General features: G+C 73.3%; 10 protein-coding genes. 6 read left to right on the forward strand and 4 right to left on the reverse strand.

The window, feature by feature from the left end; genetic code table 11:
- The first annotated feature begins 193 nt into the window (after positions 1-193).
- The 3 genes from O7635_RS03890 to O7635_RS03900 all read left to right on the forward strand — a co-directional run bounded on the left by O7635_RS03890 (position 194) and on the right by O7635_RS03900 (position 4,375).
- A complete protein-coding gene (locus O7635_RS03890; RefSeq protein WP_278079028.1) occupies positions 194-721 on the forward strand; it encodes a GNAT family N-acetyltransferase in 528 nt (175 codons plus the stop codon).
- 651 nt (positions 722-1,372) lie between these two features.
- The gene (locus tag O7635_RS03895; RefSeq protein WP_278079029.1) at positions 1,373-3,112 is read left to right on the forward strand and encodes an aminotransferase class V-fold PLP-dependent enzyme; all 1,740 of its coding nucleotides are present in this window, start codon (positions 1,373-1,375) and stop codon (positions 3,110-3,112) included.
- A 303-nt stretch (positions 3,113-3,415) separates the two neighbouring features.
- Positions 3,416-4,375, forward strand: a complete 960-nt coding sequence (locus O7635_RS03900) for a trypsin-like peptidase domain-containing protein (protein ID WP_278079031.1) — start codon at positions 3,416-3,418, stop codon at positions 4,373-4,375.
- Positions 4,376-4,432: 57 nt separating this feature from the next.
- Here the strand turns inward: O7635_RS03900 and O7635_RS03905 are convergent, their stop codons facing one another.
- From O7635_RS03905 to O7635_RS03915, 3 genes are all read right to left on the reverse strand, one after another.
- The gene (locus O7635_RS03905; protein WP_278079032.1) at positions 4,433-6,007 is read right to left on the reverse strand and encodes a choice-of-anchor A family protein; all 1,575 of its coding nucleotides are present in this window, start codon (positions 6,005-6,007) and stop codon (positions 4,433-4,435) included.
- Positions 6,008-6,102: 95 nt separating this feature from the next.
- Complete coding sequence (locus O7635_RS03910) at positions 6,103-7,473, reverse strand: cystathionine beta-synthase (RefSeq protein ID WP_278079033.1); 1,371 nt, start codon at positions 7,471-7,473, stop codon at positions 6,103-6,105.
- A 51-nt stretch (positions 7,474-7,524) separates the two neighbouring features.
- Positions 7,525-7,881 (reverse strand): YkvA family protein, encoded by a 357-nt coding sequence (locus tag O7635_RS03915; protein ID WP_278079034.1) that lies wholly within the window; start codon positions 7,879-7,881, stop codon positions 7,525-7,527.
- 154 nt (positions 7,882-8,035) lie between these two features.
- Between O7635_RS03915 and O7635_RS03920 the strand changes: the two genes are divergently transcribed.
- The 3 genes from O7635_RS03920 to O7635_RS03930 all read left to right on the forward strand — a co-directional run bounded on the left by O7635_RS03920 (position 8,036) and on the right by O7635_RS03930 (position 11,257).
- A complete protein-coding gene (locus O7635_RS03920; RefSeq protein ID WP_278079035.1) occupies positions 8,036-9,142 on the forward strand; it encodes an SGNH/GDSL hydrolase family protein in 1,107 nt (368 codons plus the stop codon).
- Entirely contained in the window at positions 9,139-9,933 is a 795-nt protein-coding gene (locus O7635_RS03925) for an SGNH/GDSL hydrolase family protein (protein ID WP_278079036.1), read from the forward strand. The genes O7635_RS03920 and O7635_RS03925 overlap by 4 nt, the downstream gene beginning before the upstream one ends.
- 61 nt (positions 9,934-9,994) lie before the next feature.
- Positions 9,995-11,257, forward strand: coding sequence for an acetyl-CoA C-acetyltransferase (locus tag O7635_RS03930; protein WP_278079037.1), 1,263 nt, complete (start codon positions 9,995-9,997; stop codon positions 11,255-11,257).
- 218 nt (positions 11,258-11,475) lie between these two features.
- On the opposite strand, the gene O7635_RS03935 is transcribed toward O7635_RS03930, so the two are convergent.
- A complete protein-coding gene (locus O7635_RS03935; RefSeq protein WP_278079038.1) occupies positions 11,476-12,339 on the reverse strand; it encodes an ABC transporter substrate-binding protein in 864 nt (287 codons plus the stop codon).
- Positions 12,340-12,341 lie beyond the last annotated feature (2 nt).

Below are 12,341 nucleotides of genomic sequence, written 5' to 3' on the forward strand. Positions count from 1 at the left end.
GCGGCGCGGCGAAACTCAAGCAGCCACCCGACCCCCGAGGTGCCGGCCCAGTCCACCGGCCCGTGCGCGCACGGTATGCCTCGGGGGTCGAACCCTTTCTGGACCAGATTCTCCGGCAAAATAGCGATCCGTACGGACGACCGACTTCGAACCGATCAGACAATCGGCTGACAGCCGTTATGGAGCCATTTCCGTGACGCTATCGCTACGGCTCGCACAGGCGACCGACATCGACGCCATTGGCGCTCTCCACTACGACTCCCGGATTGCCGCCTATCGCGACTTCGTGCCGATTGCGGGGCTCCGGGGGCTCGCGCCGGAATCGTTGGCGGCGTGGTGGCGAGAACGATTCGCGTACGAGGCGGAAACGCACCGCCTGACGGTTGCGGAAAGCGACGGTCGACTGGTCGGCTTCAGCTACGTCGGCCCGGAGGAGGAGCACGAGGCCGGCGTCGGTCAGCTGTACGCGATCCACCTCGACCCGGCGGCGCAGGGGCGCGGGTTCGGCCGGCGGCTGATGAGCGACGCGCTGGCCACGATCGACCGCAACGGCTGGCGGCGGGCCGTGCTGTGGGTGCTCGAGGGCAACGCGCACGCCCGGCGCTTCTACGAGCGGGGCGGCTGGCGGCCCGACGGCCGCGAACGCGAGGAGTTGATGGGCGCGGCTCCCACCCGCCAGCTCCGCTATGTGCGGGAAAGCTGGCTGGGCGAGAGTGCGTGACCGAGATATGCGGGGGAACCGATTGGTCACGCACCCTCGCCCGCCGTACCCAACCGCTGCCGGTGATGCCTGGCCGGAGGCACCGTGACCGACGGAGGCTAGTCGGTCCGGACCGCGGGTGGGTGTTCGCGGGATGCCGCTGTGCTGGCGGAGCACGCGGCGGTCACCGCTGTGGGGAGGTCTTCAGTTAGGTGACGGCGACCCGCCGGCGACCCGCGCGGGCGACCACGCGAACGCTGTTGAGGTCGTGCCGTGCTGTCCAGCCCTCACGCCAGGAGCGACGGGATGCCGCCATGGCGTGCTCGGCGACGCGCCGGGAGTGGCAGGGCCAGGCCCCACCGCATCCGTCGCAGCCACCGTCGCGGCCGGGTCGTGCGTGCCGCCCGAGAATGTCCCGGGCGTCTTGCCAGAGGAGCCGGTCGACGACATCGTCCGGCGCGGTTTCGCGGGCCGGGTCGGTCCGCACGGTATGGTCGACGCTGACCACGATCGGTCCCCCTTGTTCGCGGCGGCCCGCCGGCCGCCGTACGCATATGGAACCGTCTCTCGGTCGCCCGCAATCGGACAGTCTGTGCGACTTCCCGGATTAATCCGGTTTGTAAGGGCTGGCATTCCCGTCCGCAAAGCCGTAACGGCCTCACATAATGAGCCATGGGTACGGGTGAGCCGCCGCTCCTCCGCCTGATCCGCGAAGGCGTCATCGGCGATGACCAGGTGATGTGGGGTCCCTACGGGCCGCGCCGGGTCACCTATGCCGACTACACCGCCTCGGGCCGGGCGCTCACCTTCGTCGAGGACTTCATCCGGCACGAGGTGCTGCCCCGCTACGCCAACACGCACACCGAGTCGTCCGGCACCGGGCGGCAGACCACCCGGCTGCGCGAGGACGCCCGGGCGCTGATCCGCGAGACGGTGGGCGGCGACGACGACACCGTCGTGATCTTCGCCGGCTCGGGCGCGACCGGCGCGATCGACAAGCTGATCCGCATCCTCGGCATCCGGATCCCGGCGGAGCTCGACGACCGCTACGGGCTGCGGGCCCAGATCCCGCCCGAACGCCGGCCGGTGGTCTTCATCGGCCCCTACGAGCACCACTCCAACGAGCTGCCCTGGCGGGAGTCGATCGCCGACGTGGTGGTCGTGCCGGAGGACGCCGACGGCCACGTCGACTGCGCCGCGCTCGCCGCCGAACTGGTGCGCCACGCCGACCGGCCGATCAAGATCGGGTCGTTCTCGGCCGCCTCCAACGTCACCGGGATCATCACCGACGCCGCCGCGATCTCCGCCCTGTTGCACGAGCACGGCGCGCTGGCCTGCTGGGACTACGCCGCCGCCGGCCCGTACGTCGACATCGACATGGCCGGCAAGGACGCCATCTTCCTGTCGCCGCACAAGTTCGTCGGCGGCCCTGGCACACCCGGCGTGCTGGTCGTGCGCCGCCACCTGCTGCGCAACCGCGTGCCGACCGTCCCCGGCGGCGGCACCGTCGACTACGTCAACGCGGTCGAGCACCACTACCTGCGCGATCCGGCCCACCGCGAGGAGGGCGGCACCCCGGCAATCGTCGAGTCCATCCGGGCGGGCCTGGTGTTCGCGCTCAAGCGGGCGGTCGGCACCGAGCTGATCCGGGCCCAGGAGGAGCGGTTCCGGCGGCTCGCGATGGACGCCTGGGCGGCGAACCCGGCCATCGAGGTGCTCGGCAACCCGCGCGCCGACCGGCTCTCGATCCTGTCGTTCGTGGTGCGCCGGCCGGGCGGCCGCTACCTGCACCACAACTTCGTGGTCGCGCTGCTCAACGACCTGTTCGGCATCCAGTCCAGGGGCGGTTGCTCGTGCGCCGGCCCGTACGGCCATCGCCTGCTCGGCATCGACCTCGACCACTCGCACCGCTTCGAGCGCGAGGTGATGGCCGGCCGCGAGGGCATCAAGCCAGGATGGGTACGGGTCAGCTTCAACTACTTCCTCACCGACGCCGTCTGCCGCTACATCGTCGAGGCGGTGGACCTCGTCGCCCGCGACGGCTGGAAGCTGCTCCCGGACTACCGGTTCGACCCCTATTCCGGGCTCTGGCGGCACCATCGCGGGCTGGCCGAGCCGGCGCTGCGACTGACCGGCCTCACCTTCGACGCGGGCGGCGTCCGCTGGACCGACGCGGCGCCCGCCGCACGCGCCACCGAGGACGTGCTGCCCGGCTACCTGACCACGGCCAAAACGATCATGCAGGGGTACGACGGCAGCGGCTGCTCCGAGGGCGGAGCCGCCGTCTCCCCCGGCTTCGAGGCGCTGCGCTGGTTCGACCTGCCCGCCGTCTGCCTCGCGCCGGCCGGGCCCGCGCCGGCCGAACCCGAGCCGGCTGTGGCGGCGCTGGCCGGGCCTGAGCCGACCGCGTAGGCGCGCGCCAAAACCGCGCCGGCTAGGCCGGCGCCGGCCAGGCCCGAGCCCACCGCGTAGGCGCGCGCCGAAGCCGAGCCGGCTAGGCCGGCGCCGGCCAGGCCCGAGCCCACCGCGTAGGCGCGCGCCGAAGCCGAGCCGCGGCTGGGCCGGCGCTGGCCGCGCCTGAGCCCACCCGGGTAGCGGGCCGAAGCCGAGCCGGTGCTGGCCGGCGCGCCGGGCCCGGGCGCGGCGAGCCGTTCGCTCTGAGCGAATCCGCGCGATCGGCGGCATCACCGCCGGTGACCGCGTGTTGTGGAAGGCGTGGATACCGAACGGACCGAACCGGAGCGCGACGACACCGCCGCGCTCGACGCGTACTCGCGGGTTGTCACGACGGTTGCCGCGCAGATCCTGCCCAGCGTGGCCGCGGTGTCGGTGCGGACCGGCCGCGGCGCCGGCGCCGGATCGGCGGTGACCTTCACCGACGACGGATTCCTGCTGACCAGCGCCCACGTGGTCGAGAGCGCCAGTGGCGGCACCGCCACCTTCGGCGACGGGACCGAGGTCGGCTTCGACGTCGTCGGCCGCGACCCGCTCTCCGACCTCGCCGTGCTCCGGGCCCGCAACCCGGGCGCCCCGCCCGCCCCGCTCGGCGACGCCGACCGGCTGCGGATCGGCCAGCTCGTCGTGGCCGTCGGCAACCCGATGGGGTTGGCCGGCTCGGTGACGGCCGGCGTGGTCTCCGCCCTCGGCCGCTCGCTGCCGGCCCGGGAGGGGCGCGCGATCCGGCTGATCGACGACGTGATCCAGACCGACGCCGCGCTCAACCCCGGCAACTCCGGCGGCGCGCTGGTCGACTCCTCGGGGCAGGTGATCGGGGTCAACACGGCGGTCGCGGGCTACGGCCTCGGGCTGGCCGTGCCGATCAACCGCAACACCCGGCAGATCATCGGGGACCTGATCCAGGACGGCCGCGTACGCCGGGCCTGGCTGGGTGTCGCCGGCGTGCCGGTGCCGCTGCCCCCGCCGGTCGCCGAGCGCACCGGGCAGCGCACGGGCCTGCGGGTCGTCGAGGTCGTGCCGGGCAGCCCGGCCGGGGTCGCGGGGATCTACCTCGGCGACATCCTGCTGACCGCCGGCGGCCAGCAGATCCAGAACGTGCAGTCCCTGCAGCGGCTGATGCTCGGGCCGGCGATCGGCAACCGGCTCTCGGTCACCCTGCTGCGCCGTGGCGCCTTCGTCGACGTGGTGACCGTGCCGGCGGAGCTCAGCACCCGTTGACGTGGTCGAGCCGGCTCCCCCTGCCGCGGGGAGCCGGCTCGGCCGGGTGGTGCCGGGTCAGTGTGCGGCGTGCCGGCGCTTCCGGCGGCGGCCGAGCAGCAGCAGGGCGAAGCTGACCACCAGGATCGACAGGCCGGCGATGGCCAGGCGGACGTTGGACGGCCGGGTCAGCGACTCGCCCGACTCCGCGCCGCCCTGGCCGGGCAGCGGGCCGTAGTTCGCGACCACCGCGGGCTCGGTGCTGGCCGACGGGCTGGCGGCCGGGCTCGCCGACCAGCTGGCCACCGCACCGGACGGCGTGGCCGACGGGCTGACGTCCACGGTGCCGGTGTCGCCGCCCACGACGGGTTCGTCACCCGGCAGCAAAGGCGCCTCGCCGACCGGCGGCAATGGCTCCTCGGTCACCGGCCCGCCCGTCGTCGGTTCGGGAGCGGGATCGATCGTCGGGTACGGCGGCTCGCTCAACCACGCCCACGGCAGCCCGCTGTCCATCGGCGCCGGGTCGGTCGCCGCCGGCGGCGTCACCGAGGGAGCGGCGGGGGAAGCGGCGGCCGTGCTCGGCTCACCCGTCTCGGTCGGCAGCGTCGGCAGCTCCGTGGGCAGCCCCAGCCCCGCGGTCGGCTCGACGCTGGCCGGCGGCGCCGTGGCGGGCGTCGCGGCAGCCGCTTTTCCACACTGGACGGTTGTGTTGAACGGCAGGTCGTGCGTCTCGCCGCCGTTGGTCGCGGCCGTGCCGTGGCGGTAGCTGCTCACCACCAGGTTCCCTTCGTTGTTGGCGGTGTTCACGTCGGTGAACGCGGCCCGCGGCGCGTAGATCGTGCCCTCGGCGGTGTCCGCGCCGACCTGCGTGATCGCGGTGGCGTCCGGGAAGTTCATCAGGATGTACGGCGCCTGCGTGTCGCCGACCCCGGCGAAGTTGGTTGTCCGCCACTCGTAGTCGGCGCCGGTCCGCACGTTGACCAGCACCGGCGTATCGGCGCTGGGCTGGGTGTTGAACGTCAGGTCGGACAGGTTGTTGAACTCGTCGCCGGTCAGGTTGAGCACGTTGGTCTGGTTGGCCGTCAGCGACACGTACGCCTTGGTGCCGGGCGTGCTGACCGGCCGGGCGAGCTCACCGCCGCCGGAGTTGCGCAGCCGCACCGTCTGGGCGCAGGTGTCGAACTGGGCCGAGCGCTCGCGGAAGGTGGCGAACACGCCGGCGAAGTCGAGCGCGTCCTGGGCCTCCAGGCTGGCCTTGCGGTCGCCCGGGACGGGCGCGGCCGGGTCGGTGGCCCGCAGGACCAGGCCGTCGTCGCCCTTACCCAGCACGCCGGCGTCCACCACGGGCGGCGCGTCGAGCAGCGCCCGCCCACCGATCACCAGCGGGCTGTCGCGGTCGCCGACGCGTACGCCCCGCTCGGCCGCGATCCGGTAGTCCGGACCGAACGTGACGTCGCCGCCGATCGCCATCGGGCCTTCGCTCTCGGTGCCGGTCAGCGTCGCGTCCCGCTCGACCAGCACGAGGAAGCCGAGGCCGCCCTCGATCGGGTTGACGGGTCCGGTCGCGGACGCCGGCGTCAGCATCCACAGCGACGCGCCGGCCGCGACGGCGCCTACCGCCGCCGCGGCCACCCAGCTGGCTTTCCTGGCCATGCGAAAACCGCCCCCCGAAGCGAATAAACCTCCAAGAGGTAGTATTCACCGCGAATGGGACAGAGTTCGCGTTTTGCCGTTATTGGATCAAATGCCTAGCGAGCGCCGAGGTGCGCCAGCAGGTCCTGCCGCGTGATGACGCCCTTGGGCTTGCCGTCGATCAGCACCAGGGCGGCGTCGGAGGTCTCCAGCAGCGCCACGGCCTCGCTGACCGGCTGGCCACCACCGATCATCGGCAGCGGGGCGTGCATGTGCTTCTCGACCATGTCGTGCAGGTGCGCCTGGCCGGTGAACAGCGCGTCCAGCAGCTCCTTCTCCACGATGGAGCCGGCCACCTCGCCGGTCACCACGGGCGGCTCCGCCTTGAGCACGGGCACCTGGGAGACGCCGTACTCCCGCATGCGGTCGATCGCCTCGCGGACCGGGTCGGTCGGGTGCACGTGGACGAGCTCCGGCATCTGGCCGTCCTTGCCGGCGAGCACGTCGCCGACGGTCGGCTCCGCGCCGCCGGTGGACAGGAAGCCGTAGCGGGCCATCCACTCGTCGTTGAAGATCTTGGAGAGGTAGCCGCGGCCGCCGTCGGGCAGCAGCACGACGATCACGTCGTCGGGGCCGGCCCGGTGCGCCACCTCGAGCGCGGCGGCGACCGCCATCCCGCACGAGCCGCCGACCAGCAGGCCCTCCTCGCGGGCCAGGCGCCGGGTGATGTCGAACGAGGTCTTGTCGGAGACCTCGACGATCTCGTCGCAGACCGAGCGGTCGTAGGTCTCGGGCCAGAAGTCCTCACCGACGCCTTCCACGAGATAAGGCCGGCCGGTGCCACCCGAGTAGACCGAGCCCTCCGGGTCGGCGCCGATCACCTTGACCGCGCCGCCGGAGACCTCCTTGAGGTAGCGACCCACGCCGGAGATGGTGCCGCCGGTGCCCACGCCGGCCACGAAGTGGGTGATCCGGCCGCCGGTCTGCTCCCAGACCTCGGGACCCGTCGTCTCGTAGTGGGAGCGGGGATTCTCCTTGTTGGCGTATTGGTTGGGCTTCCAGGCGCCCGGGATCTCGCGGCTGAGCCGGTCCGAGACGTTGTAGTAGGAGCGCGGGTCCTCCGGCGCGACGGCGGTCGGGCAGACCACCACCTCGGCGCCGTACGCCCGCAGCACGTTGCGCTTGTCCTCGCTGACCTTGTCGGGGCAGACGAAGACGCAGCGGTAGCCCTTGAGCTGGGCGACCAGCGCCAGCCCGACCCCCGTGTTGCCGCTGGTCGGCTCGACGATGGTGCCGCCGGCCTGCAGAAGACCGGCCTTCTCGGCGGCCTCGACCATGCGCAGCGCGATCCGGTCCTTGACCGAACCACCGGGATTGAAGTATTCGACCTTGGCGAGCACCGTCGCGTCGATGCCGGCCGTGACGCTGCGCAGCCGGACGAGCGGAGTGTTACCGATGAGGTCGACGACGTTGTCGTAGTAGCGCACGGCGTTGTGCCCTTCTGGGTCGGCGGGTCGATCCCAGCCTACGTGCGCAGCTCAGGGCGCCACAGTGCCGGGTATGACCGCCCTCTGCCGCGCCTCCCAGGCGAGGAACCGCTCCGTCTCGGACAGCACGCTGCCGGCCAGCCAGGTCACCATGACCAGGTCGTCGACCAGTCCGAACACGGCCAGGAAGGCCTCCGGGACGAAGTCGAGCGGGGAGACCACGTAGACCGTGGCAGCGGTGATCAGGGCCAGCCGCAGGCCGCCGTCGTACTCCCCGCTGGTGGTTGCCTTGATCATCCGGGGTAGGGCCGCCAGCCGGGTGCCGAGCCCTGGGCCGCCCCGGGCGCCGGCCGTCAACGCCCGGCCGAGGGCGGCGAACGCCGCGGTGCGCTTCAACGTCCTAGCCATGTTTTCGACCTCCTCCGCATCATGATGCCCAGAACGCGCCACCTCGAATCGCCGCGAGGTTTGTTCCTGGGAGGGCCTCCGGGTGCGTGAAGCACCTTTTCGGGCGCATCGGCGTTAGCCTCGTAGCCGTACAACACACATGGGGGGCACGCCAATGGGGGCAGCCGAGGCAATAGCCTGGCGATCCGCCGCCCGGACGGTCGCGCGGTTCACGGCGGTCGGCGCGGGGGTCACGGCGTTCGGAGCGGTGGCCGGCGCCGCGCTCATAGTCGGGCAGGCCGAACAGGCCCGCCGCCGCATCCCGCAGGCGCAGGAGCCGCCGCCGCGCGGTGACGGCGTCTACGGCACCCGGTTCCCGGGCCCGGCGATCGAGATGGTGGTGGTCGGCGACTCGTCGGCGGCGGGGTACGGCGTACACAAGCCACGCGAGACGCCCGGCGCGCTGCTCGCGACCGGGGTGTCCCGGCGGCTGCACCGGGCGGTCCGGCTGCACCGGCACGCCGTGGTCGGCGCGCTCTCGGCCGGCCTGCCGCACCAGGTGGAGGCGGCGCTCGAGCGCACGCCCCACCCCGACCTGGCCGTCATCATCATCGGCGGCAACGACGTCACCCACCGCACCAGCACCCACATCGCGGTGCGGCACCTGGTCAACGCGGTCCGCAAGTTCCGCGCCGCGGGCGCCCGCGTCGTCGTCGGCACCTGCCCCGACCTCGGCACGATCCAGCCGATCCAGCCGCCGCTGCGCTGGCTCGCCGGCCGGTGGAGCCGCCAGCTCGCGGCCGCGCAGACCGTGGCCAGCGTCGAGGCCGGCGCCTGGACGGTCTCGCTCGGCGACCTGCTCGGCCCCCGGTTCGCGGCGGAGCCGGCCCGGATGTTCGGTCTCGACCGGTTCCACCCGTCGGCCGAGGGCTACGCGCTGGCCGCCGCGGCGATGCTGCCGACCGTGCTGGCCGCGTTCGGCGCGCCCGACGAGGAGCGCGTGGCGCTGCGGGCCGGCGAGGGCGTGCGCTCGCTGCCGCAGGCCGCGCAGGAGGCCGCCCGGCAGCCCGGCACCGAGGTCAGCGGCACCCAGGTCGCCGGTCGCGACCGGGGTCCGGCGGGCCGCTGGGCCCAGCTCCGGCGTCGCCCGGCCGCGTGGTTCGGCCCCGTACCCGAGGGTGCTCGTCGCCTGTTCGGGAACCTACGCGGCGCCCCACCAGCATTACCCTTGGAGGCGGCGCGCGACGACGCGCAGCCGTCCACGGTGGAGGAGTTGGCATGACGTCACGCGGTCTGGCCGCCCGCATGGGCCGCACGGCCGCGATGACCATGCTGGCCGGCACGCTCGGCGGGGCCGCGCTGCTGGCCGGCGAGTTCGTCGCGGCCCGCAACCGCCGCTACGCGCAGCCACAGCTCGGCCTGGCGCTGCGCACCTCGGTCGGCCGCGAAGGCGCGCCCGAGGTCCGCATGGTGCTGCTCGGCGATTCCACATCGCTCGGTGTCGGCGTCGACAGCGTCGGCGACACCGTCGGGGGCCAGCTCGCGCGGCTGCTCGCCGACGACGCCGGTGTGCGCGTGCACCTGTCGTCCGTCGGCGTCTCCGGGTCCCGTTCGACCGACCTCGCCACCCAGGTGGCCCGCGCGCTGCTCGGCGAGCGGCCCGACCTGGCGGTGATTCTGATCGGCGCCAACGACGCGGCCGCGTTGCGCCGGCCGGGCGAGTCTGCGGCCTACCTCGCCGCCGCGGTGCGCCGGTTGCGCGACGCCGGCGTCGAGGTCGTCGTCGGCACCTGCCCCGACCTGGGCGCGGCCCGCGCGATCGACCAGCCGCTGCGCGAGCTGGCGGGCTGGTGGGGCCGCCAGACGGCGACCGCGCAGGGCCGCGCGGTCCGCGCCGCCGGCGGCGCCGTCGTCGACCTGGCCGCCGAGACCGGCGCGGTCTTCCGGGCCGACGCCGGCACGCTCTGCTTCGACGGCTTCCACCCGTCGGCCGACGGCTACCGGGTGTGGGCGCACGCGCTGCTCCCGGCCGTGTCGGCGCTGGCCGGCCTGGGGCGCTCACCGGCGTCCTGACCCCGACGGATTGAGACCAATCGCATCCTCGCGGGAGGTTGCGCTCAGGTTAACGTTGGTTATGGCCATCCAGTCGGACCGCGACGCCGTCATTGTCGCCACCGCTCGTTCGCCCATCGGTCGGGCTGTCAAAGGTTCGCTGCGCGAGCTGCGGGCCGACGACCTGACGGCCACGATCGTCCGGGCCGCCCTCGACAAGGTCCCCGAGCTCGATCCGACGACGATCGACGACCTCTACCTCGGCTGCGGGCTCCCCGGCGGCGAGCAGGGCTTCAACATGGCCCGCGTGGTCGCCACGATGCTCGACCTCGACGGCCTGCCCGGCGCGACGGTCACCCGCTACTGCTCGTCGTCGCTGCAGACCACGCGGATGGCCTTCCACGCGATCCGCGCCGGCGAGGGCGACGTGTTCATCTCCGCCGGCGTCGAGTGCGTGTCGCGGTTCGCCCGCGGCTCGTCGGACTCGCTGCCGCCCGAGGCCCAGGAGCTGGTCGGCGGCGGCTGGGAGAACCCGCGCTTCGCCCCGGCCCGGTCGCGCTCCAAGGAGCGGGCCGCCGGCGGCGCCGACGTGTGGCACGACCCGCGCGCCGACGGCGACCTCCCCGACATCTACCTCGCGATGGGTCAGACCGCGGAAAACCTCGCCCAGGTCAAGGGCGTGAGCCGCGAGGAGATGGACGAGTTCGGCGTACGCAGCCAGAACAACGCCGAAAAGGCCATCGCCGACGGCTTCTGGGCCCGCGAGATCACGCCGGTGACCACGCCGAGCGGCACGGTCGTGTCGCAGGACGACGGCCCGCGCGCCGGCGTGACGCTGGAGGGCGTCAGCGGCCTCAAGCCCGTCTTCCGCCCCGACGGCCGGATCACCGCCGGCAACTGCTGCCCCCTCAACGACGGCGCCGCCGCGGTCATCGTGATGAGCGCCGGCCGGGCCCGCGACCTGGGCATCCCTCCGCTGGCCCGAATCGTCTCCACCGGCGTCACCGCCCTCTCCCCCGAGATCATGGGCCTGGGCCCGGTCGGCGCGTCGCTGCAGGCCCTGAAGCGCGCCGGCATGACCATCGACGACGTCGACCTCGTCGAGATCAACGAGGCGTTCGCGGCCCAGGTCATCCCGTCCTACCAGGACCTCAACATCCCGATCGAAAAGCTCAACGTCATGGGCGGCGCGATCGCGGTAGGCCACCCCTTCGGCATGACCGGCGCCCGCATCACCGGCACGCTGATCAACTCTCTCGACTGGAACGACAAGACCATCGGCCTGGAAACGATGTGCGTCGGCGGCGGCCAGGGCATGGCGATGGTTCTGGAGCGGCTGAGCTGAGGGATTCGGGTCTGGATGGCTCGGGTCCGCGGTGGGGCGGTGCCCCTCGGGACCCGAGCCAGGATCAAGATCCGGATGACTCGGGTTCGCGGTGGGCGCGACCGTCGCTCCCGCCAGGCACCGCTTCGCTGCCATGCCCGTCCCCGGTCACGCCGAAAACGTTTGGAAGGGACCCTTCCTATGCGGGATGCGCTAAGAAGGGGCCCTTCCTTCGCCGTTTAGGCGACGCGCGTGATGCGGTTCGGGGGTGGGGTCGGGGCGGCGGTCGGGTGGAGGATCGCCGCGAGGGCTTCGACGCCGTCGATCAGGCGGGGGCCCGGGCGGACGATCAGGGCGTCGGCGTCGATCGCCCAGATCGGAACGTCCCGGAAGTGTTCCGCGATCGTGCGAGCCTGGTCCGCCGCGCCCGGCAGGTCGTAGCCGCACGGGGCCACGACCACCACGTCCGGGGCCGCGGTCTGGATGGCCGGCCAGGTGGTGGCCGTGGAACGGGCGCCGGGGTGCGCCGCCACCGGGGCGCCGCCGGCCGCGGCGATCAGGTCCGGAATCCAGTGGCCCGCCCCGAACGGCGGGTCGATCCACTCGATCAGCGCGACCCGCGGCCGCCGAAGGCCCGACACCGCGGCGGCCACCGCCGACAGCCGCCCGCGCAGCGACGCCACCAGGGCGGCGGCCACCGCCGGAGCGCCCGCGCGTTCGCCGACCGACTGGATCGAGTCGAGGACCTCCGCGAGGGTGTGCGGGTCCAGGGTGAGCACGTCCGCCCGGCAGCCCAGGTGGTCCAGGGCGTCCGCGACCCGGCCGGACGGGAGCGCGCAGACCCGGCACAGGTCCTGGGTCAGGATCAGGTCCGGTTCGAGGTCGGCCAGCGCGTCGGCGTGCAGCGTGTAGAGGTCGCCCGGTGGCGTCGAGCGGACGTACGCGTCGATCTCGGCAGGGGTCATGCCCTTGGTGTCGCGACCGCCGACGATCACCGCCGGCCGCGCGGGGGCGGTGACCTCGCACTCGAAGGTCACGCCGACCAGGTCGTCGGCCAGGCCGAGGGCGTGGACGATCTCGGTGGCCGCGGGCAGCAGGGACACGA

The organism is Asanoa sp. WMMD1127 (assembly GCF_029626225.1).
Classification (GTDB): domain Bacteria; phylum Actinomycetota; class Actinomycetes; order Mycobacteriales; family Micromonosporaceae; genus Asanoa.